The sequence below is a fragment of the Natrinema sp. H-ect1 genome (assembly GCF_041821105.1).
In the GTDB taxonomy this organism is placed as follows: domain Archaea; phylum Halobacteriota; class Halobacteria; order Halobacteriales; family Natrialbaceae; genus Natrinema; species Natrinema thermotolerans.
The window spans coordinates 530,128-555,489 of sequence record NZ_JBGUBA010000002.1 but is presented as its reverse complement, the minus strand read 5'-3'; the positions used below and the strand labels follow the sequence as shown (position 1 = coordinate 555,489).

At 65.5% G+C, this 25,362-nt stretch carries 24 protein-coding genes; 10 read left to right on the top strand and 14 right to left on the bottom strand.

Annotated elements, in window-relative coordinates:
* Positions 1 to 438 (top strand): hypothetical protein, encoded by a 438-nt coding sequence (locus ACERIM_RS07005; protein ID WP_373631858.1) that lies wholly within the window; start codon positions 1 to 3, stop codon positions 436 to 438.
* Positions 439 to 495: 57 nt separating this feature from the next.
* Here the strand turns inward: ACERIM_RS07005 and thrS are convergent, their stop codons facing one another.
* Positions 496 to 2,454: a threonine--tRNA ligase gene (gene thrS, locus ACERIM_RS07000; protein ID WP_373631857.1), complete on the bottom strand. Its 1,959-nt coding sequence runs from the start codon at positions 2,452 to 2,454 to the stop codon at positions 496 to 498.
* Between the two features lie 328 nt (positions 2,455 to 2,782).
* Positions 2,783 to 3,595, bottom strand: coding sequence for a hypothetical protein (locus ACERIM_RS06995; protein WP_373631856.1), 813 nt, complete (start codon positions 3,593 to 3,595; stop codon positions 2,783 to 2,785).
* A 178-nt stretch (positions 3,596 to 3,773) separates the two neighbouring features.
* Between ACERIM_RS06995 and ACERIM_RS06990 the strand changes: the two genes are divergently transcribed.
* Both ACERIM_RS06990 and ACERIM_RS06985 read left to right on the top strand, forming a co-directional pair.
* Positions 3,774 to 4,484 carry an HAD family hydrolase gene (locus tag ACERIM_RS06990; protein WP_373631855.1) on the top strand — a complete coding sequence of 237 codons (711 nt, stop codon included), beginning with the start codon at positions 3,774 to 3,776 and terminating at the stop codon, positions 4,482 to 4,484.
* Positions 4,481 to 5,122, top strand: a complete 642-nt coding sequence (locus tag ACERIM_RS06985; RefSeq protein ID WP_373631854.1) for a class II aldolase/adducin family protein — start codon at positions 4,481 to 4,483, stop codon at positions 5,120 to 5,122. Before ACERIM_RS06990 ends, ACERIM_RS06985 begins: the two co-directional genes overlap by 4 nt.
* Before the next feature lie 19 nt (positions 5,123 to 5,141).
* On the opposite strand, the gene pyrE is transcribed toward ACERIM_RS06985, so the two are convergent.
* Positions 5,142 to 5,666, bottom strand: a complete 525-nt coding sequence (gene pyrE / locus ACERIM_RS06980) for an orotate phosphoribosyltransferase (RefSeq protein WP_049966008.1) — start codon at positions 5,664 to 5,666, stop codon at positions 5,142 to 5,144.
* Between the two features lie 152 nt (positions 5,667 to 5,818).
* Between pyrE and ACERIM_RS06975 the strand changes: the two genes are divergently transcribed.
* Positions 5,819 to 6,778: an alpha/beta hydrolase gene (locus ACERIM_RS06975; RefSeq protein ID WP_373631853.1), complete on the top strand. Its 960-nt coding sequence runs from the start codon at positions 5,819 to 5,821 to the stop codon at positions 6,776 to 6,778.
* Between the two features lie 54 nt (positions 6,779 to 6,832).
* Here the strand turns inward: ACERIM_RS06975 and ilvA are convergent, their stop codons facing one another.
* Together ilvA and ACERIM_RS06965 are read right to left on the bottom strand one after the other, a co-directional pair.
* Positions 6,833 to 8,092, bottom strand: coding sequence for a threonine ammonia-lyase (gene ilvA, locus ACERIM_RS06970; RefSeq protein ID WP_373631852.1), 1,260 nt, complete (start codon positions 8,090 to 8,092; stop codon positions 6,833 to 6,835).
* Positions 8,089 to 9,429, bottom strand: coding sequence for an amidohydrolase (locus tag ACERIM_RS06965; protein WP_373631851.1), 1,341 nt, complete (start codon positions 9,427 to 9,429; stop codon positions 8,089 to 8,091). The genes ilvA and ACERIM_RS06965 overlap by 4 nt, the downstream gene beginning before the upstream one ends.
* 98 nt (positions 9,430 to 9,527) lie before the next feature.
* On the opposite strand from ACERIM_RS06965, the gene ACERIM_RS06960 reads away from it, so the two are divergent.
* Positions 9,528 to 10,502, top strand: a complete 975-nt coding sequence (locus ACERIM_RS06960) for an NAD(P)-dependent oxidoreductase (protein WP_373631850.1) — start codon at positions 9,528 to 9,530, stop codon at positions 10,500 to 10,502.
* Between the two features lie 3 nt (positions 10,503 to 10,505).
* On the opposite strand, the gene ACERIM_RS06955 is transcribed toward ACERIM_RS06960, so the two are convergent.
* The 3 genes from ACERIM_RS06955 to ACERIM_RS06945 all read right to left on the bottom strand — a co-directional run bounded on the left by ACERIM_RS06955 (position 10,506) and on the right by ACERIM_RS06945 (position 13,815).
* Entirely contained in the window at positions 10,506 to 11,165 is a 660-nt protein-coding gene (locus tag ACERIM_RS06955) for a DUF502 domain-containing protein (protein ID WP_373631849.1), read from the bottom strand.
* Between the two features lie 97 nt (positions 11,166 to 11,262).
* Positions 11,263 to 12,570, bottom strand: a complete 1,308-nt coding sequence (gene gdhB, locus ACERIM_RS06950) for a glutamate dehydrogenase GdhB (protein ID WP_006651182.1) — start codon at positions 12,568 to 12,570, stop codon at positions 11,263 to 11,265.
* A gap of 63 nt (positions 12,571 to 12,633) precedes the next feature.
* Entirely contained in the window at positions 12,634 to 13,815 is a 1,182-nt protein-coding gene (locus tag ACERIM_RS06945; protein WP_006651181.1) for a M24 family metallopeptidase, read from the bottom strand.
* A gap of 217 nt (positions 13,816 to 14,032) precedes the next feature.
* On the opposite strand from ACERIM_RS06945, the gene ACERIM_RS06940 reads away from it, so the two are divergent.
* Positions 14,033 to 14,578 (top strand): CDP-2,3-bis-(O-geranylgeranyl)-sn-glycerol synthase, encoded by a 546-nt coding sequence (locus ACERIM_RS06940; protein ID WP_006651180.1) that lies wholly within the window; start codon positions 14,033 to 14,035, stop codon positions 14,576 to 14,578.
* Positions 14,579 to 14,613: 35 nt separating this feature from the next.
* On the opposite strand, the gene ACERIM_RS06935 is transcribed toward ACERIM_RS06940, so the two are convergent.
* From ACERIM_RS06935 to ACERIM_RS06920, 4 genes are all read right to left on the bottom strand, one after another.
* A complete protein-coding gene (locus ACERIM_RS06935) occupies positions 14,614 to 15,975 on the bottom strand; it encodes an aminotransferase class III-fold pyridoxal phosphate-dependent enzyme (RefSeq protein WP_373631848.1) in 1,362 nt (453 codons plus the stop codon).
* 134 nt (positions 15,976 to 16,109) lie between these two features.
* The gene (locus ACERIM_RS06930) at positions 16,110 to 17,774 is read right to left on the bottom strand and encodes a BCCT family transporter (protein WP_373631847.1); all 1,665 of its coding nucleotides are present in this window, start codon (positions 17,772 to 17,774) and stop codon (positions 16,110 to 16,112) included.
* Between the two features lie 456 nt (positions 17,775 to 18,230).
* Positions 18,231 to 18,878: a hypothetical protein gene (locus ACERIM_RS06925; RefSeq protein ID WP_006651177.1), complete on the bottom strand. Its 648-nt coding sequence runs from the start codon at positions 18,876 to 18,878 to the stop codon at positions 18,231 to 18,233.
* A 135-nt stretch (positions 18,879 to 19,013) separates the two neighbouring features.
* Positions 19,014 to 20,225: an acyl-CoA thioester hydrolase/BAAT C-terminal domain-containing protein gene (locus ACERIM_RS06920; protein WP_373631846.1), complete on the bottom strand. Its 1,212-nt coding sequence runs from the start codon at positions 20,223 to 20,225 to the stop codon at positions 19,014 to 19,016.
* A gap of 273 nt (positions 20,226 to 20,498) precedes the next feature.
* Between ACERIM_RS06920 and ACERIM_RS06915 the strand changes: the two genes are divergently transcribed.
* Positions 20,499 to 21,410, top strand: coding sequence for a hypothetical protein (locus tag ACERIM_RS06915; protein WP_373631845.1), 912 nt, complete (start codon positions 20,499 to 20,501; stop codon positions 21,408 to 21,410).
* 72 nt (positions 21,411 to 21,482) lie between these two features.
* Here ACERIM_RS06915 and ACERIM_RS06910 read toward each other — a convergent pair whose 3' ends face one another.
* The gene (locus ACERIM_RS06910) at positions 21,483 to 22,763 is read right to left on the bottom strand and encodes an amidohydrolase (RefSeq protein ID WP_373631844.1); all 1,281 of its coding nucleotides are present in this window, start codon (positions 22,761 to 22,763) and stop codon (positions 21,483 to 21,485) included.
* A 485-nt stretch (positions 22,764 to 23,248) separates the two neighbouring features.
* On the opposite strand from ACERIM_RS06910, the gene ACERIM_RS06905 reads away from it, so the two are divergent.
* From ACERIM_RS06905 to ACERIM_RS06895, 3 genes are all read left to right on the top strand, one after another.
* On the top strand, positions 23,249 to 23,719 hold the full coding sequence (locus ACERIM_RS06905; RefSeq protein WP_373631843.1) for a hypothetical protein: 471 nt from the start codon (positions 23,249 to 23,251) through the stop codon (positions 23,717 to 23,719).
* A gap of 162 nt (positions 23,720 to 23,881) precedes the next feature.
* Entirely contained in the window at positions 23,882 to 24,484 is a 603-nt protein-coding gene (locus ACERIM_RS06900) for a hypothetical protein (protein WP_373631842.1), read from the top strand.
* Positions 24,485 to 24,504: 20 nt separating this feature from the next.
* Positions 24,505 to 24,957 carry a DUF4870 domain-containing protein gene (locus tag ACERIM_RS06895; RefSeq protein WP_373631841.1) on the top strand — a complete coding sequence of 151 codons (453 nt, stop codon included), beginning with the start codon at positions 24,505 to 24,507 and terminating at the stop codon, positions 24,955 to 24,957.
* Here ACERIM_RS06895 and ACERIM_RS06890 read toward each other — a convergent pair.
* A complete protein-coding gene (locus ACERIM_RS06890; protein WP_373631840.1) occupies positions 24,954 to 25,343 on the bottom strand; it encodes a Rid family detoxifying hydrolase in 390 nt (129 codons plus the stop codon). The two genes, ACERIM_RS06895 and ACERIM_RS06890, sit on opposite strands and share 4 nt — an antisense overlap.
* Positions 25,344 to 25,362: the final 19 nt, after the last annotated feature.

Here is a 25,362-nt window from a genome sequence, read left to right as displayed (position 1 = left end):
ATGAACGAAAACAAATTGCACTATCGGCGTGGATTTGTCGGGATTGTAGCAACTACGGTAATTACTGCAACTGCCGGCTGTCAAGACTTGCTCTACGACGAGGAACATAAATATGAGAATAAAGCACAGATTGTGCTAACCAATTCATATTACGAGAACGAGACGACGACGTTCGAATTTACAGCCAGAGCGGAGAACGGCACCGTCATCTACGAAGACAAACGCGAAGTGACAAAGAGTCATTCATTTATCACCGACCCGATCCCCGATGAGATCCGTACTGTCGAGTACCGAACCGATGACGGTGCAAACGGTGTCGTTTCTGTACCTACCGAACCGGAATGTCCACCACATCCGAGCATTCCCCGGGGAATCATCCTTTACTATGGAGATGAGCGGGAGATGACGTATCGAGAAGAAGTACCCAGCTGTGACTAACTGCACGCGGATAAATTCACGAACACCGAGGTCAACATTGCGGTACAGCCTGCGACGCTACTCGTCCTGCAGGAAGTCCGGTTCCGTCCGCTGCTCGTCGCGTTCGCCCTCGAGGTGCTCCCGGAACTCCTCGATCTCGACGTCGTACTCCTGGTCCTCGAAGCGGTCCCGCACCGAGATGTTGCCGTCTTCCTCCTCGTTGTCACCGACGATGATCTGGTACGGAACCCGATCGTCGTGGGCCGCGCGGATCTTTCGCTCGAGGGTGGAGTCGCGGCCGTCGACTTCGACGCGGAAGTCGTCGAACTCGTTCGCGACGCGGTGGGCGTAGCCGAGGTTGTCGTCGGAGATCGGCAGCACCCGGACCTGCTCGGGCGCGAGCCACAGCGGGAATCGGCCCTCGTAGTGCTCGATGAGCATCATGAAGAAGCGCTCGTAACTGCCGTAGAGCGCGCGGTGGATCATGACCGGGCGGTGTTCCTCGTTGTCCTCGCCGACGTAGTTCAGGTCGAACCGCTCGGGCATGTTGAAGTCCAGTTGGACCGTGGGGCCGTCCCACGAGCGGCCGATGGCGTCCTCGAACGCGAAGTCGATCTTCGGGCCGTAGAACGCGCCGTCGCCCTCCTCGATCTCGTAGTCGTGGGCGCGGTTCTCGAGGACGTTCTCGAGTTGCTCCTCGGCACGGTCCCAGATCTCGTCGCTGCCGACGGACTTCTCGGGACGGGTCGCAAGCGCCATCTCGTAGTCGAGGTCGAACGTTTCGAGGACGTCGGTGATCATGTCCATGATCTCCTCGACCTCCTGTCTGATCTGGTCGGGCCGGATGAAGAGGTGGCCGTCGTCGATCGTGAAGGCCCAGACCCGCGAGAGTCCCGAGAGTTCGCCGCGCTGCTCTTTTCGATAGACCTTGCCGTTCTCGGCGTAGCGGATCGGCAGGTCCCGGTAGCTCCAGGAGTGGTCCTGGAAGATGGCGGCGTGGCCGGGACAGTTCATCGGCTTCAGACCGAACTCGTCGTCGCCGACGTCGAAGATGAACATGTCGTCCTGATAGTTCTCGTAGTGGCCCGACCGGTGCCAGAGGTCCGTCTTGAAGACGTGGGGCGTCTCGACGTAGTCGTAGCCCGCGTCCTCGTTGAGATCCTTGACGAACCCCTCGAGTTCCGAGAGGACGGTCTTCCCGGCGGGGTGATACAGCGGCAGTCCGGGGCCGGTCACGTCCTGGATCGAAAAGAGATCCATCTCGTTGCCGATCCGGCGGTGATCGCGCTTTTCCGCCTCCCGTTTGCGCTCGAGGAAGTCCTCAAGGTCGCTCTCGTCCTCGAAGGCGGTCCCGTAGATGCGGGTCTGCATCGTGTTGTCCTCGTCGCCGCGCCAGTAGGCCCCGGCGATCTCGAGGAGTTCGACGACGCCGATCTCGCCGGTCGAGTCGACGTGGGGGCCGGCACAGAGGTCCTCCCACTCGCCCTGTTTGTAGAACGTGACGGTGTCGTTCTCGTCGGCGAATTCCTCGAGCAACTCGAGCTTGTAGGGCTCGCCCGCGAGGCGTTCTTCGGCCTCGTCGATCGAGACGACCTCGCGCTCGATGTCGTAGTCCTCGTCGATGATCGACTCGATCTCGGCCTCGAGGTCGGCGAGGTCCTCCTCGTCGATCTCGAGGTTGTCGAAGTCGTAGTAGAAGCCCTCGTCCGTCGGCGGGCCGATCGCGAGTTTGACCGCGTCCTCGTCGTACAGGCGCTCGACCGCCTGTGCGAGACAGTGGGCCGCCGAGTGGCGCATGACCTCGAGGTACTCCTCGCTACCGTCGGTGATGATCTCGAGTTCGGCACCGTCGTAGGCCGGTTCCTCCTTGGCGACGAGGTCGCCGTCGAGCTTGCCGGCGACGGTGTCGCTGCCGAGGCCGGGGCCGATCTCGTACGCACAATCCTCGACGGTGGCGTCGGCGTCGACCTCGAGTTCGGAGCCGTCGGGCAGTACGACCGTTATCCGTTCCTGTGACTGAGAATCTGATTCTGACATGGGTGTAGCTGGTGTGGGTGTTGTAACTGCGTGGAAAACGCCGGTGGCGTGTCCGTCGACGGGCGAGCCGATCCCACCGTCTGTCGGTCGATCACGGCCGACACAACAAACGGTAGGTGTGAGTTAGAAGCGGGCATGAGCCCGGCGTGTAAAACGGACACCTACCATCGTGGCTACGCGTAGTCTCGAGTGGGGTAAAAGCGTTGTGATGGTATGCGATGGGGGCGTTCGAATCCAACGCGTGGCGGTACGACGGGGACCGAGCAGGTCGTGTGGTGAGTAACGAAACCGAACTTCAATTCGAAGAGGACGGTAGCACGTCACCGTCTCAGAGGAGATACTGGAGGTTTTCGTGGAGAAGAATCAACATCATTATGGCCAAAATGAGGCTCGCGATCACTTTTCCAAGCCCGTATATGCCGTACTCGAACGCGGTCCATCGTTTTGATCTGTCGTAGATGACGAATTCGGATTCGTTCGGTCCGGTATCGACGATTATCTCATCAGTCCCCCACCCGGTATCGGTCCGCTTGTAGCCTGTAATGTAGACCGTGTCGCCGATATCCAGTCGGCGTTCGACGAATCGATTGTGGTTCCGTAGGAAATGCGATATTACGGGATGAATCAGCGTGTCCGGCGGTCGTGTTTCCGGATGCCGTTGCATGTACTCCTTGACCGGCGTCGGGGTATCGCTCAGCGGCGCGTTGTAGTACGATTCCGGCGTCAATTCGAACGTCGCACCGGCCGGATCGACGAGTACCCGTCCCGTTTCGTCTTCGACGTAGAATTTCGTGTACTCCGTCCCCTCGTCGAGTACGTCGAATTTCCCGTCGTCCGACCGCCGCGCGTCGTCCGGACCCGAACCCGGCCTCCCCTGCGCGCTGTACGTGTATACGAGGCAGTCCGTTTCGGTGAAAAGCCCGGTAACGGTTCCGTGTTCGTCCGATGGAATCGCCGTTCCTTCCACTTCGATCGGTCCTCTTTGGGCGGTAATTTCGTCGATGGATTGTGGAGTAGTGGTAACGATCGTCCAAAACGTTTGCAGATCACGCGCGCCGAGGTAGCAAAGATAGACTGCAAAGACCAGAAATGCGGGAATGAATACAATAATCAGAAAGAGGACTACTACGATCTCAGCCATCGTCCGATGTGTTGTTATATAATCTAAATTTAGATAATATAAATAGTAGTGTTTCTGTCGAGAGCGATGGTACGGTTTCAGTATCGACACACCGTGGTGGCACAGTAATTCCGCCGAGTCGCTTCGAAAGAGTATCAGGTACCGGTACTCGTTTTTCCCTTCCCATTGACGATGGGATATGCGCGCCAAGGCCGTCCTTTTCGACTTCGACAACACGTTCTATCCCTACGCGCCGTGTAATCGAGCAGGGAAAAACGCCGCTCGAGAGGCCGCGCGGGAACTGGGCTACGACTTCGATCGCGAGGGGTTCGAGGCGTTCTATCAGAAGGGGCGGCGGGCGATAAAGCGCGAAGTGCCCGGCACGGCGGCATCTCACGATCGGTACCTCTACTTCAAAGGCGCGCTCGAGCGCCACACCGGCCGACCGAAGCCGACCGAGGCGCTCGCGCTCGGCGAGGCATACTGGACGGCATACATCGACGCGATGGAACTCGTTCCGGGTGTCGAAGCGACCCTCGAATCGTTGCGAGACCGGGGAGTCGACGTCGGGATCGTCACGAATTTCACGGCGCGAACCCAACTCGAGAAACTCGAGGCGGTGGGGCTCGGTGACGATCTCGACCTGCTGGTGACCTCCGAGGAGACGGGCCGCGAGAAACCCGGCTCGGTCATGTTCACCCTGGCGCTGTCGCGCCTCGATCGTCGCCCGTCCGAGGCGGTGATGGTGGGCGACAACGTCGAAGCCGATATCGTCGGGGCCAACGCGGTCGGCCTCGAGACGGTGCTGTTCAGCGCCGACGGTGACGACCCCGACGGGCCGCTCGAGGGCGACCGAGAACCGGACCATCGGATCGATTCGGTCGCGGCCCTGCCGGAGGTGGTGCTGTGATCCTCGAGCCCGAACGCCGGGCGGTGGTCGAGTCCGCACCGGAACTCGCGGAACTGACGCCCGGGCGAACGGGTAATTTGAGCGTTCGCGACGGCGAGCGCGGCGACGCCTTCGCGGTCACGCCGACCGGCGTCCCCTACGATGGTTTCGGCGTCGAGGACGTCCCGGTCGTCGGGACCGACAGCGAGGTCCGCGACGGGCGGATGGCCCCGAGCAGCGAGGTGCCCATGCACGCCGCGATCTATCGGCGCGAGGACGTCGGCGCGATCGTCCACACCCACTCGCCGTGGGCGACGACCCTGGCCGTCGCCCGCGAGCCGCTGCCGCCGATCCACTACATGATCGTCGCGGTCGGCAAGCGCGTCCCCGTCGCCGAGTACGCGCCCTACGGTACCGACGAACTCGCAGCGAACATCGTCCGGGCGATGGACGAGGCCGAGGCGACCGCGACGCTCGTCGAAAACCACGGCCTCGTCGTCACGGCGTCGGACATAGAGACCGCGCTCGAAAACACGCATCACGTCGAGAGCCTCGCGCGCCTGTACCTCCAGACCCGCGCGGCCGGCCTCGAGCCGACGACGCTCTCGGACGCGCAACTCGAGACGGTCCTCGAGCAGTTCGAGTCCTACGGGCAGTAGCCGTCGATCCCTGACGAATTCACTGCGAGTCGAGCAGGTCGCTCGCGGTCACCAGCGCCTCCATCTCGATGCCGGCGTCTTCGACGTTCTCGCGGCCGCCTTCCTCTCGGTCGACGACGACCAGCGCGCGCTCGACGGTCGCGCCCGCCTCCCGCAGCGCCTCGACGGCTTCCACGAGGCTCGTCCCCGTCGTCACGATGTCCTCGACGACGACGACTTCCTCGCCGTCCTCGAGCCGGCCCTCGACGAGATTGGCCGTCCCGTACTCTTTGCGCTGCTTGCGCGCGATGACGTAGGGGACGCCGGCCGCGACGCTGGTCGCCGCCGCCAGCGGGACCCCACCGAGCGCGACGCCGCCGAGTTTGTCGTCGGGTGCGAGCCGCTCGGCGAAGGCCTCGCTGATTGCCTCGAGACAGTCCGGCTCGGTCTCGAAGAGGTACTTGTCGACGTAGTACTCGCTGGTGCCGCCGTGGGAGAGTTCGAACTCGCCGAACTGCACGGCGTCGGCCGCGCGGAGGGCGTCGATGAGGTCCTGATTCGTCATGCTCGAGAGGGCGCGCCGGACCGAAATAAGCGGTGTGGAACGCGATCGACGGCCGCTCGAGCGAGGTCCGTTCCCGCGATCACCGGGCAGCAGCGGGTTCCCGGCTGCCGCTGCAGGTAGGTTTTTGTCCTCCGAGAGAAGTGTGCCCCACGATGACACCATCCAGAGCCGACGAGCCGCATCCGAACGTGCAGGCGTTTCTGGAACTCTACGAGTCGCTCGACACCCCCGAGTTCAGCGAGATTTCGCCAGTGGAGGCCCGCCAGATGTTCGAGGAGATGCGCGTCACTGACGAGCCCGATATCGAACTCGAGTCCGTCGAAGATCACACGATCGACGGGCCACACGGCGACCTCGTCGTCCGGAGCTACGACCCCGGCACCCAGGGCGAGGACCGGCCGCTGATCCTGTACTTCCACGGGGGTGGGTGGGTCGTCGGAAGCGTCGATACCCACGACGGCGTCTGCAGGAAACTGGCCAACGACACCGGGTACCCCGTCGTCAGCGTCGATTACGGGCTCGCGCCGGACCACCCGTTCCCCGAGGGCCTCGAAGATTGTTACGCCGCCCTCGAGTGGGTCGCCGAGGAAGCCGACGAACTCCGCGCTGATCCGGACAGGATCATCGTGGGCGGCGACAGCGCCGGCGGCGGCCTCGCGGCGGGACTGTCGCTGCTCGTCCGGGATCAGGGCGGCCCCGACATCGCCTATCAGCTGCTGATCTACCCCAGCGTCGGCGACGCGCCCGCGACCGAAGCCTACGAGGAGAACAAAGAGGGCTATTTCCTCACCGAAGCGGACATGGAGTGGTTCCGGGACCACTACTTCGAGACCGAGATCGAGATGGGGAATATCTACGCCTTCCCCCTGTTCGCGGCCGACCTCTCGGGGCTGCCGCCCGCGACGGTCCTCACCGCCGGCTTCGACCCGCTTCGCGACATCGGTGCGAACTACGCCGACCGACTCGAGGACGCGGGCGTCCCCGTCGAGTACCACAACTACGACGACATGATCCACGGGTTCTTCAGCATGATCTCCGATCCCATCGACCTCGATCGCGCCCACGAGGCCTACGAGGCGGCCGTCGCGGACATGCAGGCGGAACTGGAGTAAGCGGCCGCGAACGCTCGTTTTCGCCGCCGGTACTCGCGTCGGCTCCGAGCGCCGTCACTCGAGCGAGCGCTCGACGACCGAGACGCCCTCGAGCGCCGCCAGTTCCTCGAACACGCCCGCGAGATGGGCGGGACCGCTGCCCGCGAGACCGATCGTCACGGGCGTTCGGTTGGGGTCGTCGACGGCGGTCCGGCGGGCGCGCTCGAGGACGTCGAGTTCGGCCCCTTCGGATTCGACCGTCTCGACCACGTCCCCGACCGCCGTCGGCCAGCCCGCGAGCGCGAGCCTGGCCTCGGCGTAGCGCCCGAGTTCGTGGAGGCCGGTCCGAGTCAGTTCGGCGTGGTCAGTGAGATCGACGTTGCCGCCCGAGACGACGACCGCGACGCGGTCGCCCTCGAGGTCGAGACCGTCCGAGAGCGCGGCGGCAAGCGGTGTGGCCCCGGCGGCCTCGGCGACGGTCTTGGCCCGTTCGGCGAGCAGGGTCACGGCGGCGGCGATCTCACGGTCGCTCACGCTGACGGCGTCGTCGACGACCTCGCGGGCGATCTCGAAGGTCGTCTCGAGCATGCGGGCGTCGGCGATCCCCTCCGCGACGGTGTCGACCGTGTCGAGTTGGCGGATCTCGTCGGCCTCGAGCGAGGGATTGGCGTGGGCGGCCCCCTCGGGCTGGACACCGATCACCCGCGTTTCGGGGTCGATCGCTTTCAGTACCGTGCCGATGCCGCCGATGAGCCCGCCCCCGCCGATCGACACGAGGACGGTGTCGATCTCGGGGAACTGCTCGCGCAACTCGAGGCCGATCGTCCCCTGTCCGGCGACGACGGCTTCGTCGTCGAAGGGGTGGACGAACGTTTCGCCGGTCTCGGCGGCTCGCTCGAGCGCGTATTCGTAGGAGCGCTCGTAGACCTCGCCCTCGACGACGACCGCGGCCCCGTAGCCGCGGGTGGCCTCGATCTTCGCCGCGGGGGTGATCTCGGGGACGACGATCGTCGTCTCGATCCCGAGCAGGTCGCCCGCCAGCGCCACGCCCTGGGCGTGATTGCCCGCGCTCGCAGTGATGACCCCCGCCTCGCGCTCCGCGGCCGAGAGCTGTGCCATCCGGTTGTAGGCCCCGCGGATCTTGAACGAGCCGGTCCGCTGGGCTGTCTCGAGTTTGAGCCCGACCGACGCCGCCCCGCTCATCTCGGCGAAGGTTCGCGAGGTGTCGAGTGGGGTCCGATGGACGACGTCGGCGATGCGCTCGCGGGCGGCTTCGACATCCGCGAGCGTGACCGGGGGGTCGTCCGCACCGCTCGCCGCGTCGCCCCCGTTCATTCACCGGCCTCCGCGCTCGCGTCGTCGGCCGGCGTCGCGTCCCCCGTGTCGACCTGTGGGACCGGATGCCGGGCCTCGAGTTCCCGGATCGTCCCGACCAGGACGTCGACGCCGTGCTGGAGGCTCCGTTCGTCGACGTCGAAGGTCGGCGTGTGGTGGCTCGTGGGATGGTCGGTGCCGACGATCATGTACGTCGCCAGCCCGCCGTCTTCCTGAACCCGTTCCATCAGGAAGGTCGCGTCCTCGCTCGCGCCGAAGTCGGCGGCCGGCACCACGTGGTCAACGCCCGCGACGCCGCCGGCAACCTCGCCCACCAGCGCCTGCAGTTCGGGATCGCTGTCGGCCCGGGGTGACTCGCTGACCACCTCGACGTCGGCCCGGCAGCCGTGCATCTTTGCCGCGGACCGCATCGTCCGCTCGAAGCGGCGTTTCATGTACTCCATCAGCTCGGTGGTCTCGCCGCGGGCCTCGGCTTCCATGTGGGCGCGTTCGGCGATGACGTTGCTCGCGGTACCGGCCTCGGCCTTGCCGACGTTCACCCGCGTCATCCCGTCGCTGTGGCGGGGAATCTCGTAGGCGTTGACGATCCCCGCCCCCATGGCGTGCATGGCGTTTGCCCCCTCGTTCGGGGCCTTGCCCGCGTGCGCGGAGGTCCCCTCGATCGTCACGTCGACGTGACACATCGCCAGCGGCTTCTCGATCCCCGCGATCACCTCGCCCGTGGGGTGGTCGAGTCCGACGTGGACCGCGAGCAGGTAGTCCAGGTCGTCGGCGAACTCGCTTTTGGCCATCGGACAGCCGCCGCCGCCGGTCTCCTCGGCGGGCTGGAAGAAAACCACCAGTCGGCCCGCGAAGTCGCTCTCAGCGATGGCCTCGAGGACGGCCAGCCCCCAGGTCATGTGGACGTCGTGGCCGCAGGCGTGCATCGTGCCCTCGATCTCCGAGCGAAAGCCCTCGTCGACGGGGTCGTGATCCGGGTCGGTCGACTCCTCGATGAACAGCCCGTCGATGTCGACGCGTAGGCCGATCGCCGGCCCCTCGCCGCGCTCGAGGACCGCCACCGCGCCGGTGTTGCCGCCGGTCATGCGCTCCAAGAGGGCCTCGTCCGCGCCGCGCTCGCGGGCGCGCTCGACCCACGGCTCGAGGTCGGCGTCGGGGACGGCCATTCGGTCGGCGGGGTCGTAGGCGTCGGGGCCGACGGCCAGTTCGTCGACGCCGATGGCCCGGATCTCTTCGACGAGGCGGGCCGTCGTGAGGTACTCGCGCCACGCGGGCTCGGGGTGGCGGTGGAAGCTACGACGAACCGTCACGAGTCGGTCCTGGATCGGCTCGGTCATGCGAGAGGCTGACGCGCCCCAGGGACTTAATTATACACAATGAGTGTTTACGACGACTACACAAAAAGGATAAGGGAGTCGATGACGATCGTCGGACAATGAGTCCGGAGCCGGACGTTGTCGTTCTCCGCGAGGGAACGGAAGGGCTGTCGATGGAATCGTACGCCGAGCGACTGCGCGAGCGACTGCCGGACCACACCGTCGCGCTCGCACGCACGCCGAAAGAAGAACGCGAACTGATCCCGCAGGCCCGGGTCGTGACCGGGATCTCGATCGACGAGGCGCTCCTCGAGCGGGCCGACCGGCTCGAGCTGTTCGCGTGTACCTTCGCCGGCACCGATCACGTGCCGATGGACGCGCTGGCCGATCGCGGCGTGACCGTGACGAACGCGGGCGGCATCCACGCCCCTGGGATCGCCGAGCAGACGATCGGGAACATGCTCGTGTTCGCCCGCCGGCTCCACGAGGGGTGGCGGCGCAAGGAAAACGGCGAGTGGCGACACTTCCAGTCCCACGAGTTCACGGACAGCACCGTCACGGTCGTCGGGCTGGGCTCGATCGGACAGGCGGTCGTCCAACGGCTCGCGGGGTTCGAGGTCGAGACGATCGGGATCCGCTACACCCCGGAGAAGGGCGGACCGACCGACGAGGTACTCGGGTTCGACGAGGACGACGTCCACGAGGCCTTCGCCCGGAGCGACTACGTGGTCCTTGCGTGCCCGCTCAACGACCTGACCCGCGGGCTCGTCGGCGAGGCGGAACTGGCGACGCTCCCCCCGAACGCCGTGATCGTCAACGCGGCCCGCGGTGGCATCGTCGACACCGACGCGTTGCTTTCGGCGCTACAGTCCGAGGGGATCCGCGGGGCGGCCCTGGACGTCACCGACCCCGAACCGCTGCCGGCCGATCACCCGCTGTGGGACCTCGAGAACTGTCTCATCACGCCCCACACCGGCGGTCACACCCCCAAACACTGGGATCGGCTGGCTGACATCGTCGCGGGCAACCTCGCAGCGCTCGATGCGGGCGGCGAGATCGAAAACGCCGTCTTGCGGCCGGCATCGTCCGAGTGACCGTCACTCGTCGTCGGCGTGATCGTCGGTCGTCTCGAAGGGGACCGTCGGGGACGCCCCATCCGGTCGAGTCGACTCGCCGAACCCGCCGCTCAGGACGTGTGCAAGCGTTTCGTCGACGCGTTCGTCGGTCTCGGTAACGCGGTCGGGATCGGCCTCGACGACGAAACCGGAGGAGATGTTCGGCGCGGTCGGAATAAAGAGGACGGGCCGTCCGTCGGGAGTCGTGTGGCCGGTCTTGAACGCGGGCACCTCGACGCCGTTCCAGTTCTCGACCCTGACCGGTTCCTGCAGCGCCTGTTCCTCGCCGAACGTGGTTTCGGCGGCGACTTTCGACGCGTTGTAGATGACGCGCAACCCCGGAACGCGGTTCGCGACGTGGTCGATGCCGCGCGTGAAGAGGTCACCGACCGTGGTTCGGGTCAGAAACCCGACGGCGACGGTCACGAGGGAGAACAACACGAGCGGAACGATCGCGTGCGAGACATCGACGACCAGCGACCGGGTCGGCGCGTGCGTGATCACCCCGCTCAGTACGGCGTCGATCGGGACCATCGGCACGATGCCGGTCACCAGCGCGTAGACGCGGTAGAGAACGTACAGCGTGACGAGTATCGGACCGATGACGATCAGTCCGCTCGCGAACTCGCGCTTCCACGCCATTGTCGGAGTATGTGACCGGCGGGACATGAGCGCTTCCCTTCGCAACCGCGCTCGGCCGGGAGTCGCCAGTCCGACCCATCGCTGGCGACCGGGCCGACTACGGCCAGAGGCCGCGCGTCTCCTTCGCCTCGGCGATCCGGGACAGCGCGACCACGTAGGCGGCGTCGCGCCACGTCAGCCCCTCGGCGTCGACTACGTCGCGGACATCGGTCCAGGCCTCGAGCATGTGGTCCTCGAGTTCCTCGTTGACCCGCTCGAGGGACCACTGGCGGCGGTTGATGTCCTGGAGCCACTCGAAGTAGGAGACGGTGACGCCGCCAGCGTTTGCGAGGATGTCAGGGATCACCGGCACGTCCCGCTCCTCGAGGATGGTGTCGGCCGCGAACGTCGTCGGGCCGTTGGCCCCTTCGACGACGATGTCCGCGGCGATCGCGTCGGCGTTGTCGGCAGTGATGACGTTGCCGACCGCGGCCGGGATCAGGACGTCGACGTCGAGTTCGAGCAGTTCCTCGTTCGTGAGCCGACGGACGCTATCGTCGCCCTCGAGGTCGTTCGCGAAGCTGGTGACCGCTTCGGGTTCCTCGTGGTGGGAGGGAATCGCCTCGACGTCGAGCCCGTCGGGGTCGTAGACCGCGCTGTTGACGTCGGAGACGGCGACGATCGACGCGCCCCACTCGTGGAGCAGGCGGGCGGCGTTGGCACCGACGCTGCCGAAGCCCTGCACGGCGACCGTGGTCTCGGAGGCCTCCCGGTCGTAGTACTGGATCGCCTCGCGAGCGGCGATGGCAGTCGAGCGGCCGGGGGCTTCCTCGCGGCCATAGGAGCCGCCGATAACCGGCGGTTTCCCGGTGACGACGCCGGGGATGGTCTCGCCCTGTTGCATCGAGTAGGCGTCCATGAACCAGGCCATCGTCTGGGCGTCGGTCCCCATGTCGGGCGCGGGGACGTCCTTCGTCGGCCCGACGGCATCGCGCAGTTCCTCGGCGAACCGGCGGGTGAGCCGCTCGGTCTCGTCGTCGGTCAAGGACTTGGGATCGACGGCGATTCCGCCTTTCCCGCCGCCGAAGGGCAGGTCCATCACCGCGCACTTCCAGGTCATCCACATCGAGAGCCCGGTACACTCCTCCGCGCTGACCTCGGGGTGGTAGCGCAGGCCGCCCTTGTAGGGGCCGCGGACGTCGTCGTGCTGGGCTCGGTAGCCGGTAAAGACCTCGACGGTCCCGTCATCGCGCTCTAAGGGGACCGATACCTGCTGGACCCGTGTCGGGTGTTTCAGTCGCTCGACGACGCCGGGGTCGACGTCGACGTGGGTCGCGGCCCGCTCGAGCTGGCGGCGCGCGGTGACAAGCGCCGAGGCGGGTTCGTCCGTTGATTCGTTTTCCGTCGCGGGTGATGAGGTAGTCATCAGTCTGCTAGTCGTATCGAAGACAGTAGTATGGTTGGCGTTCCATGGTGGGTGTGGATCGCGTTACGTCGTGAATAACTCCCGTGGGAAGTCGGCCAGTGTCTCCGCGCCCGTACTCGTGACGCGGAACGTCTCGCTGATCTCCATCCCGATCTCGTCGGTCCAGATGCCGGGAATCATGTGGAAGGTCATGTCCTCCTCGAGGACGGTCTCGTCGCCGGGACGGATACTCGCGGTGTGTTCGCCCCAGTCCGGCGGGTAGCCCAGTCCCATCGAGTAGCCGATCCGGTCCTCCTTCTCGAGGCCGTACTGGGCGATGGTCTCGCGCCAGGCCTTCTCGACCGCCTCGCAGGTGACGCCGGGTTCGACGGTGTCGAGCGCGGCCTCGATCCCTTCGACGACGATGTCGGCGGTCTCCTGGAGTTCCGCGGGCGGGTCGCCGACGAACGTCGTTCGAGCCAGTGGGGAGTGATACCGATGGCGGCAACCGGAGAGTTCGATGATGACCGGATCGCCGTCCTCGAACTCGCGGTCGGTCCAGGTCAGATGCGGCGTCCCGGTGTGGTCGCCCGAGGGCATCAGCGGGACGATCGAGGGGTAGTCGCCGCCGTACTCCTCGGTGCCGGTAATGAGTTGTTCGTAGATCGCGGCCGCGGCCTCGTACTCCGGAACCCCCTCCTCGATGACGTCCAGCCCCGCCCGCATCGCGTTCTCGGAGATGCGGGCGGCCTCGCGCATGTACTCGAGTTCCTGCTCCGATTTCTTGATCCGGACCCAGCCGACCAACAGCGTCGCGTCCTCGAACTCGGCCTCGGGGAGGTTTTCCTGCAGTCGGGTGTAGGACTTCGCGGTGAAGTAGGCCGCGTCCATCTCGAGGCCGATCCGGCCGTCCGCGACCTCGAGTTCCTCCAAGACGCCCGCGACGTAGTCCATCGGGTGGAGGTCGTGGGGGGAGTGGACGTGATCGTCGCTGTAGGCGCGGATGCTGTCGTCGCCGAGGTGGGTCGTCGCCCGCGCGCCGCCACCGTCCATGTCGCGGCCGATCCAGACCGGTTCGTCGCGGTCGGGCGTGACGACGACGGCCTGATGGACGTAGAACGACCAGCCGTCGTAGCCGGTCAGGTAGTTCATGTTCGCCGGATCGGCGACGACGATGGCGTCGAGATCCTCCTCGCGCAACCGCTCTTTGGTCCGTTCGACCCGTCGCTCGTATTCGGCCTCGTCGAAAATATGCTCTCGTGGCATGGTAACAGGACCTCTACGAAGAGCATCGGCAAGTAGTAATAAAATCTTTTCGTGTATAGTAGATACAGATACTGTTTACTATGGAACGGGCCGGGCGGGCAGCGAGGACCGGACCGTCGGCCACAGCCGGCTCGAGGGCGAGGCAGCCGTCTCGAACCGGTCGGCCCGTCCGATCGAACCACCGGCCGTTAAGACACGTCGGTTCCTTCCGGCCGATATGGCAGTACTCGAGACGCTCGTGATCGCGTTCTGGGCGATGTTGCCCGCGTACGTCCCCAACAACGCCGCGGTGTTGGCCGGCGGCGGTCAACCGATCGACGGCGGCCGGACCTGGGGTGACAAACGGGTACTCGGCGACGGGAAGACCTGGCGCGGGACGGCGATGGGTGTCGCGGCGGGCCTCGCGCTCGCGGCCGTCTTGACGGTCATCGCGGGCGATGTCAGTAGTGCCCTTGGCTTCGACGTGCCGGCCTTTACCCCGCTCGCGGCGCTCGGTCTCGCCGGCGGCGCGATGCTCGGTGACATCCTCGCCTCCTTTCTCAAACGCCGGACGGGCCGCCAGCGCGGCGCGATGTTCCCCGGCCTCGACCAGCTCGACTTCGTCGTCGTCTCGCTGCCGCTCGTGGCGCTGCTCGACTTCGAGTGGTTCCGCGAGTGGTTCACGCTCGAGGTCATCCTCGTCGTCGTCGTCCTCACCCCGATCCTGCACGTGACGACGAACATGGCCGCGTACAAACTCGAATTAAAGAACGAACCGTGGTAATCGAGCCGCGATAGGGCGACGGACGACGCCGGTTTTTACGCGACCGTCGCGCTCGGACCGACGGCTTCGATTGCCTCGCAGAAGATGTCGATGCCGAGTTCGATCTCGCGTTCGGTCGAGTCCAGCGGCGGCAGCAGCCGGATCGTCTTCTTCCCGCAGCCGAGCGTGAGCAGCCCGCGCTCGAGGGCCGACTCGACGACGGCGTTGCGGCGTTCGGGGGTGTCGAACTCGACGGCGAGCATCAGCCCCTTCCCGCGGACGTCCTCGACGTGGTCGGGCGCGTCGTCCCGAAGGAGTTCCGTCGCCTGTTCGCCCCGTCGGGTGGCGTTGTCGAGCAGGTCGTGGTCCTGGATGGCCTCGAGCGTGAACGCACCCATCATCGAGCCGAGCAGGTCGCCGCCGCCGAAGGTCGAGCCCAGCCGGTTCTTCTGACTGGGGAAGACCTCCGACCGGGAGATCGTCGCGCCGACGCGCAAGGCCTTCGCGCTGGCGATGACATCGGGTTCGATCGGGTAGTGATCGGAGGCCCAGATCTCGCCGGTCCGGCCCACGCCGGCCTGGATCTCGTCGACGACCAGTGGAATGTCGTACTCGTCGGTGACGGCGGCCACTTCCTCCATGAACGTCTCGCTGGGGAACCGGTAACCGCCGACGCCCTGAATCGGCTCGAGCGTGAGGAAGGCGATCTCGTCGGGGTCGACGTGGCCGCCCTCGGGCGCGAGCATATTGCGGAGCTGCGAGCCGCCGCCGGCGAAGAACCCGCAGTCGCAACTGTCGGCGTCACAGCCCCGGTCGGCGCAGAACGGTACCGTCTCGATCCCGCTGATCTCGGGGTAATGGCGCGTGTAGACGTCCTTGGACTTCGTCAGCGAGAGCGTGCCGAGGGTACGGCCGTGGAAGCTCCCCGAAAACGCGACGCCGTATTTGGCCGGCGCGCGGTAGTCGTTGGTGATCTTCATCGCGTTCTCCATGGCCTCCGCGCCGGAGTTCGAGAGGAAGACCGTGTCCATGCCGTACTGGCTCGAGACCTCGGTCAGTTTCTGCATGAGGTGACTCGAGCCGGGGAACTCGGCCTCGTCGGGACTGGGCCCGGAGCCGAAGTACATGTCCTGGCCCGCGATCTTCATGGGTTCGACGAGGTCGAACTCGCGGACTTTCTCGAGGACCTTCTCGTTGTTGTAGCCCAGCGGTGCCGCGCCGATGTGACAGGTGAAATCGAGCAGGACGTTGCCGTCGACGTCCGTGACGAAGGGCCCGTCGGCCTCGCGGGTCACGTCCCAGACGAACTCGTGGGAGTATTCGCTGGGCGCGGAGTACTCCTGGTGGAAGTCGACCCACTGCTGGGCGTTCGGCCCGGGAAGCGCGTCCGCATCGGGTTCCGCCGTGTCCCTATCCATACACAGTTTATGTGTACCTCGTACATTAAAACTTGTTATAGATTGGCGAGGGTGTGCGGTCACGACGGGAAAAACGCGGACAGCATGACGGCCGGCGGGTATCGCCGAACCGCGGACGGAGGGCCGCGAGACGGTCAGTCGTCGTCCGTTTCGACGGTCCCAGCGGGGCCGGACGGAGAGTCGGTATCGGTCTTCCGGCTCGAGCCGATGAGAACGGTTTCGTCCTGCAGGAGGACGCGACCGTAGTTCGAGCCGAAGTCCTTGATCAGCGAGAGCATCGCGAGGAAGCAGACGAAGGCAAAGGGCGTCCCGGTGATAATCGCCGCCTGCTGGAGCGTGTTCGCGCTGCCGGTCCCGCCGAGGATCATCAGGATCGCAGCGGTCATGCCGAGGACGACACCCCAGAAGACGCGATTGATGGTCGACGGGCGCGCCTTGCCGCCGGTCGTCATCATCGAGACGGCCAGCGTCGAGGAGTCCGCGGACGTGACGAAGAACGTCGTCACGAGGATCATAAACGCCAGCATGAACAGCGATCCCAGGGGGAACGTTTCGAACAGGATGAAGCCGGAAACTTCAGGCCCAGCTTCACCGGCAATCACCGCACCGAAGTCGGCGATGCCGTTGTGGTGTGACCAGACGGACGTGCCGCCGACGATCGTGAACCACGGGATGGTCGCCGCTGAGGTCGCGACGATTCCCGTAAACGCGACTTCGCGAACCGTTCGTCCCTTGGAGATGCGGGCGATGAACAGGCCCGCGAACGGCGACCACGAGAGCGCCCACGCCCAGTAGAAGACGGTCCAGGCGTTCATCCAGTTCGTCGCCTCGGGGTTTCCTGCGCCGAAGGTGCCGGCCCCAGTGAAGAGGCTCATCGAGACGAAGTCCGTGATCATCCCGCCGACGGCCTGGGTCCCGAGCAGGATCAGGAACAGCGTCGGACCGACGATGAACGTCCCCACCATGAGGACGACGAAGAGGATCATATTGAAGTTCGAGAGCCGGCGGATCCCCTTGTCGACCCCCAGCACCATCGACGTGGTAAACAGGAGCGTCATGAAGGTCACCACGAGGAGAATACCGATGTTCCCCATACTGATCCCCCACTGGTAGTCGAGTCCGGTGATGAACTGGCTCCCGATGAAGCCGAGCGAGGTGGCCACGCCACCGATCGTCGCGAAGACGGCGAGGATATCGACGACCTTGGCGAACGGACCGTCGAGATTATCGGCACCGATGATCGGCGTCAATGCCGAGGACACCCGCAACGGGACGTTCTCGTAGTTGTACGCGAAGTAGCCGATCGCGACCCCCATGATCGTAAACACCGCCAGCTGGGGCAGCGCCCAGTGGAACAGCGTCTGCTGGATCGCGACGGTCATCGCTGCGGCCGATCCCCCCTCGACGCCGCCGAACAGGGGCGAGGGGTTCGCGTAGTAGAACAGGCCCTCGGTCGGGCCCCAGAACACGACGCCAGCGGCGAACCCCGCGGAGTACAGCATCGCGAAGAACGACAGGAAGCTGTACTCCGGATCCTCGTCTCCCATCTTGATCTTCCCCCACGGTCCGATGATCAGGAACAACAGGAAGACGACGATCAGGAACACGATCAACAGCAGCGCCCAGTTGAACGCGCCGAGCATCTGATCGTTCAGCGTCGAGATACCGTTCTCCACCGTACTCGGACTGATGAAGAACGCCGCGATCACGCCGACGGTCAACAGCGCGCCGAACAGGAAGACCGTCGTGTCGATCTCCTCGAGGAACTCGTCGACCATCCCCCGGTCCGCGTCGCTCATCCGGCTTCACCCCCGCAAATCGAGCGGCTGCTCGCTGATTGCCCCGTTCTCCACCGACCATTTGCCATGCTGCGTAATGGCATACCGCGACCATTGACGCCGTATACAATAAGTGTTTCTCACTCGCGAGAATAATAAACGAATTATGTTTAGTTCTACACAAGACTAAAACACACCAAGTATGGCAGTGATGTGTTCAATCAGCCACTAAACTAAGCCAAAAAACAAAACACCAAATCTATTCTCGGACAGAAGATAGGTAGCGGAATACCGGGTGAAATCAGAAATCGTATTCGAATCGGAAGTGGCACCGGTCGAGGGCGGAACTCGTGCTGGACTGGCGTTGCGTGTCGTGGAGGGGTGTCACCCCCCACGACGTGAGAACGAACGCGTGGGAACCGCGACCGGGTACCGGCCTCGAGTCGCCCGTCGTCGCAAACGGAATTCGATGACGGATCAGTCGGTTAGTTCTTCGACTGCCCGCTCGCGGGCCTCGGTGCTTTCGGTCACCCGCTCGGCGAACTCGTCGACCCGGTCTTTGATCTCCGCCCGTGTTTCCGTCGGCGAAAAGTCGTCGGACATCGTCAACAGGCGGACGAACGCCCGGAGTTCCTCGTCGGTGAGCTGAGCGAACTCCTCGTGTTCCAGTTTGTCGACGACCTCGTCGACGTCGATCTGGCCGACCGGATCGACGTTGAACTCGACGTTGACCATCCGATAGTTCGAGCCGGCCAGGCGCTGTTCGGCCTTGCCGACCCCCTCCGAGAGCATGTCCTTGAACGGGGTGTGATACCCCATCGTCCCGAGATGGAGGAACGCGAGCATGTCAGTGATCCCCTGCGTGTAGGCGTCGCGTTCCTCGTCGTCGGGGTCGAAGACCGTCTCGCGGTCGCGTTCCTCCATGTACTCGAAGAGAATGCTGAAATCGAGAACGGCGTTGCGCACCCGTCGCCGAATGCGGTTTCGCTTCTGTTTCTTGGAGTGGTCGGTGTAGTCGGTCTTCCGACCGAGCAGGAAGTCGCGGTCGGAGGGCGTGAGAATCCCGCGCGGGCGATCCGAGTCCGCCGCCGTCCGTAACGACTCCGGCACGTCGTCCTGGCTCATACGTGACACACGGTGGGCCCGCGAATTAATATTTCCGTTGCGGAGAACGTGATGGATGCCGAATAGCTTCGTCGCTCGAGGGGACGAATTCACGCCCGAACGGGCCGTCCGTGTATGGGGAGAGGAGCCGACGGGTCACGTCCGCAGCGTCTCGAGGGTCTCGAGGACGCGCGGCCAGTGGTCGCCGTCCGCCTCGGCGTAGCCGGCCGCCGAACCGCCCATGACGAACTGCGCCGTTCGCTCGCGGTTTTCCGTCGGTAGATACGGGACGGTGATCGCGTGTCCCGCGTCCGGATACACCAGCTGCTCGTAGTCGCAATCGTGGCACTCGAGTCGCTCGGCCGCGATACGGTGGAGCTCCTCGGAGTCCCACATCCGGTCCGCACCGCCGGAGACGAGGAGGACCGGCCCCGTGATCGACTCGACGGGGATCGTCGCCGCGGCGATCGTCTCGTCGTCGGCGTCCTCGAGCGACTGCGAGTAGCCGGGTTCCATCTCCATCGGTGGCTGTACGTCCCAGACCGAGCGGTCGTCCGTGTACGGGAGGTACGGAACCGGCTCGCCGTCGACCGTCCACGACGGTCCCGGCGGAAACTCCCGCCGAGAGATGCCCGCCCAGACGACGCCGCTGCCGTTGACCGAGACGACGGGTCCCACCGACTCGAGTCGACTCCCGGCGAGGAGCGCGAGTTCACCGCCTTTCGACGTCCCGAAAAGCCCCACGTCGGGGCCGCGAACGCCGTCCCGGTCGAGTACCCGCTCGACGGCGGCCGCGACGAACTCGAGCGGCACCCCCACGAGTTCCGCCGGGAGGCGCTCGTACTCGCCCCGCCAGTCGAAGTACTGCACGGCGAGCGCGGTGAACCCGTGCGATGCCAGCAACTGTGCGATCCCGTCGGCGGATTGACCGTCCGATCCGTGGAGCACGACCACCCCCGGTTTCGGATCGCTTCCCGGAGGCTCGTAGATCCTGCCGACGAACGACTCGCCGTCGACCGATTCGGACGTGACGTCCCCGCCCCCGAACCTGCGTTCTATGGTCGTCGAACCGAGCGCCGCTCCGTCGCGTTCGACACGGACAGTCAGATCGTCGCCGTCGCGCTCGGGTTCGAACGGGTCCGAACCCGCCACCGGTGTCGCTCGCTGGACGAGTTCGGTCACGCCACCCGTGACCTCACCGTCCGTCGACGTCGCAGCGTCAAGGTCGAGTGTGTCCCCCGACACGTCGTAGGTCGCGTCCGCTTCCCAATCGCGGCCGCGCCGATCCGTCAACGAAACTCGGATGTCGACGGTTTCGACGGAAACGTCCGTGATCGCGAGGTCGATCGGCTCGTCAACCGAAACCACGGCTGGACCCTCGAACCCGACTTCCGTTGCGACTTCCCCGTTCGCATCGCCCCGTTCGCTCGGGGGTGGCGCCGCGTCGTCACGTTCGGTTTCTCCAGTCATGCGTTCCGGGACAGTGTACCGGCGTCCACCAAATAGATGTTTGGAGAACTACATTTTGGTAAGCGATCTTCGAGAAGAGTATTTTAGTAGATTATTTGTCACTTCGGCGGACGCCTGACGATGATAGCTAGCGAACAACAGGTCAATATGGGGCGCTCGCGATGGCAGCGTATGGGCGGAGACGTGGATCCGGAGACGATCGCGGAGAACCTCTCCGCGCTGTCGAACCCGTTACGGATTCGAATACTGTTGGCGCTCGCGGAGACGCGTCGGCCGAATTGGGACCACCGGGGAATGAGTTACAGTGACCTCCGATCGGCGGTGGGCATCGAGGACGGCGGTCGGTTCAACTATCACGTCAACGAGCTCCGCGATCAGTTCGTTCGCAGCGAGGACGGGCAGTACTGGCTGACGACGGCCGGGTCGCGCGTCGTGGACGAAATCTACGCTGGGACGTTCTCGGCCGGTCACGAGGCGGTCTCGGGACCGCTCGAGTGGACGTGTCCGGCCGACGGGAAGCGCCTCGAGGCCGCGGTCGATACCGGCGTCATCACCGTGTCGTGTCCGGATCACGGCGTTCTATTCGACATGATGCTCTCGTTCAACTCGCCCCGAGGCCGCGACCCGGACGAACTGTTCGCGTGGGCCAACCGGCGGGCGTTGTGGTACCTCGAGTCCGTCTCCTGGGACGTCTGTCCGCACTGTGCGGGACGGTTCGAGGAAGCCGCTATCGCCGCTCACAGTCCGGAGTCGGAGACCCGACTGGAAACGCTCGGATGTGAGACCGCGACGATGGTGATAGTCGGGATGCGCTGTCGGCGGTGCGGCGTCTCGTTCCGGGTGCCAGCGTTCTACTACGCGCTGACGCGAGCACCCACCATCGCGTTCCTGCACGACCACGGTATCGACTACCGGACGCCCGAACTGGAGTACGGGTCGACCGCGTGGCGCTGCGAGAGCGAACCGCTCGGGGACGGCGTGCTGGTTCGGTTCGAGGTCGACGGCGACCGGCTCGAGATCGAACTCGACGACGCGCTCGAGACCCGGACGTACCGACGCACGTTGGCGACCGAGGACCGGTGACCGGTCGCGATGGCAGACGATCGGTCCGGCGCCGCCGTCTCGTCGACGGGGTTCCGCGTCGCGAGCCGTCGCTCAAACCGGCCGCTTTGAGAGTTCGACCGCGGTCTCGGCCAGTACCGAGACGCCGATCGCGAGGCTCGTCTCGTCGATGTCGAACGTCGGCGTGTGGTGGCTCGTCGGGTGGTCGGTCCCGATCAGGACGTAGGAGGCGAAGCCGCCGTTGTCCTGGACACGCTGCATGAGATAGGTCACGTCCTCGCTCACGCCGAACTCCTCGGTCGGGATCACCCGCTCGACGCCGTCGACGTCCCACGCGACGTTGCCCACGAGGTCCCGCAGGGCGGGGTGGCTGTCGACGCGCGGGGACTCGCTGATCATCCGCGGCGTCACGTCACAGTCGTGCATCTCCGCGGCGGCATAGCAGACCCGCTCGAGTTCGGTGCGCGTATACTCCATCAGGGCGGTCGTCTCGCCGCGGACCTCCGCCTCGATGGTGACCTCCTCGGCGATGACGTTGCTCGCGGTCCCGCCCTCGATCCGGCCGACGTTGACCCGGGTCAGCCCGTCGCTGTGGCGGGGGATGCCGTAGGCGTTCTGAATGGCGGTCGCGGCCGCCTGCATGGCGTTTGCCCCCTCGTTCGGGGCCTTCCCCGCGTGGGCGCTTGCCCCCTCGAAGGTCGCGGTGAGGTGGGCCATCGCCAGCGGCTTCTCGATGCCGGCGACGATCTCGCCGGTCGGATGATCCAGCCCGACGTGCAACGCCAGCAGGTAGTCGACGTCGTCGAGGTGCCCGCTCTCGGCCATCGCCTTCCCCCCACCGGAGATCTCCTCGGCCGGCTGGAAGAACACCTTGAACGTGCCTTCGAACTCGCTTGCTTTGACCGTCTCGAGCGCCCCAAGCGCCATCGCGAGGTGGGCGTCGTGGCCACAGGCGTGCATGTAGCCGTCGTGTTCCGACCGGAACCCCTCGGCGGCCGGCCGGTGGTCGTCGGCCGTCGATTCCCGCATCGAGATCGCGTCGAGGTCGACCCGCAGCCCCAGACAGGGGCCCTCGCCTTGCTCGAGCGTCGCGACGACCCCCGTGTGTCCGTCGGCGGTCCGCTCGAGGAGGTCCGACCGAACCCCGGCCTCGCGGGCGCGCTCGCGCCACGGTTCGAGTTCCGACTCGGGCGGCACCGCCATCCGCTCGTCGGTCGCCAGCGCCTCGCGGCCGACGGCGATCTCGTCGACCCCGATCCGCTCGAGTTCCTCGACGACCCGGGCCGTCGTCCGGAACTCGCGCCAGCCGGGCTCGGGGTGGCGGTGAAACGCCCGCCGGAGATCCCGCACTCTGTTTCGCACCTCGTAGGACATTCTTGCCGGTTGTATGCGCGGCGGATACTTAACCGTAGTCAATAATCGTATACTATTTCTCCACGATCGATGTAGAATCGCAGGGAAGCCGTCCCCTCGACCGACTGCGAAACGACGGGGCGACACGATCCGGCAACGCGGGCCGGTCGATGGCGGTCGATCGAGGGGGCGCGTGGAGGGCCGACGGGCGGGTCAAAACCCCCGCATGCGACCCTCGGCAGGGGACGGACGTAAAACCGGGCGCGATTTTGGCGGCCACCAACCGCCGAACGACTCCCCGAACGATCTGGACGGTAGATCGAGACCGACACGGCATCGCTCGAGGGGCGGTCGGCGGCGACCAAATACGGTCGGGTGTTTATCAGGCGGGCGATCGATAGCGACGGTTCGCATGCCCGCCCTCCCACCGTGGATCGACGAGCGGATCGAATCGGACCCGAACCGCACGCTCGCCCAGCGACGGGTCGTCGCGGCGATGCTGGACGGTGAGCAACCGTTCTTTCTCGGTACCGGAGCTTCGAGACCGGATCGGACCGGACGCGAGCGAGGCGACCGTCCGGGAACGGCTCGCGGAACTCCGCGACCGCGGGGTCGTCGCGGACGAGACGTATCCGTCGGCGACGACGCTGTACTACGTCGATTTCCCCGATGGAACCGGGCGCTCGGCCGCAACGGGGCCCCTGCCGTCAGTGAACCCGCTCGATCGGCTCTCGGCGCGGGACGTCCTGTTACTGCGGAACCCCGAGGGGATCAGGACGATCGTCCTCGCGGGCTACCAGCTCAGTCTGGTGTGTTTCGTGCTGGGGCTCGCGCTGTCCGTCGTCGGGCTCGCGGCACCGTTCCACGGCGGCCACAGCCTGTGGACCGCTGCGTGGAACCTGCTCGCGGTCTGTGTCGCCCTCCGGTTCGCCGAACTGGCCGCCACGCGGGTTCGCGAGCGCCGCGGTCGGTCCTGAGCCGAGGCGTGTCCGGAACCGGTCGAAATCACACGACTGCACGTCCGTTCAACTACTCCTTTCCATTCACCGTCCGGTCCTTGGTGGGGGCGGAGTCGCGTTTGGGAGCCAGCAAATCCGCCCCGGGGTTTACTTCGAACCCGACCGATGCCGGGACTACCCATGACGACCCTCCCGACGTGGATCGAGGACCGAATCGATCCCACGTTCGAAAAGAAACTCACGCAACGACACGTCGTCGAGGTGATGCTCGAGTCGGATCGACCGTTCTTCTCGATCCGACAGCTCCAGTCCCGCGTGCGACCGACCGTCAGCACGGAGACGGTTCGGAACCGGCTCGACGAACTCCGCGAGATCGACGTCGTCGCCGCGGAGACCTACCCCGAGACGATCACGCTGTACTACATCAACCACCCCGAGTCGCAGTGGCCGCTCTCGCCGGAGGGAAAACGTGCCCTCGAGTACGAGACACCGCTCGAGACGCTGTCTACCGGGGATTTCCTCCGACTTCGGAACCCCGCGGGGATCAGAACGCTGGTCCTCGCGGGCTTCCAGTTGAGTCTGGTGCTTTTCAGCGCCGGCGTCGTGCTGACCGCCCTGTCGATCGACGCGCCGGTCAGTGCCAGTCACGGGCTCTGGGTGGCCGCCGGGAACCTCTTCGTCGCCTGTCTAGTATTGCTCGTCGCCGAACGCGCCGTTCGTAAGCGCCGCGACGGCGGAATCGCCGCTTCGGTGCCGACGGCTGATCGATCGAACCCCAAATAATAGCACACACGACAGAACACATGTCACAACCAACCGCAACGACCGAACCCGGCCCGTCGATCCTCACGGAGCGGACGCTACTGGGCATTTTCGTCCACTTCATCGCGATACTGCCACTCGTCGGCATCGTCGCCACCGCCGTGATCTATCTGGTATCGACCCACGACTTTACCCGCGCCAACGCCCGGAACGCGCTCAACTGGCATCTGCTGGTCAGTGGCTCGTTCATCGGGACCGTCGTCCTCGTGTTCGGGCTGGACGCGCTGTTCGAGTACGCCCCGGTACCGGACCTCCTCGAGACGGTCGTCTTTCTGCCGGTCTTCGCCCTGACGGTCCTCGCGATCGCCCTCGGCGCTCTCAGCGTCTTCGTCTGGATCGTCGCGATGGCGAAGGCGATCTTCGGCGAGGCCTGGGAATACCCCTTCGCGCCGGCGTTCGTCGGTGCCGACGCGGACGGTGACCAACCGAGTTAACCCACGTACGCGGTCGCGTCCAGTTCGACGCGGACGTCATCGGGCAGTCGCGAGACCTCGACGCAGACCCGCGCGGGCGGCTCCGCGCCGAATCGGGCACCGTAGGCCGCGTTGACCCGCTCGTAGTCCTCGAGATCGGTCAGATAGACCGTGACTTTGATCACGTCGGCGAGACCGTCGCCGCCGGCTTCGTTGACGACGGCCGCGATGTTATCGAGGACCCGATTCGTTTGCGCCTCGATGTCGCCGTCGACGACCGCGCCCGTCCCGGGATCGACGGGGCCGTAGCCGGAGACGTACAGCGTGTCGCCGGCGCGGACCCCCTGCGAGTAGGGGTTGTCGTTGCTCGGCGCGTCGTCGGTTTCGATGGGATCGATGTCGGACATGTGGATCGTCGGGGCTCGA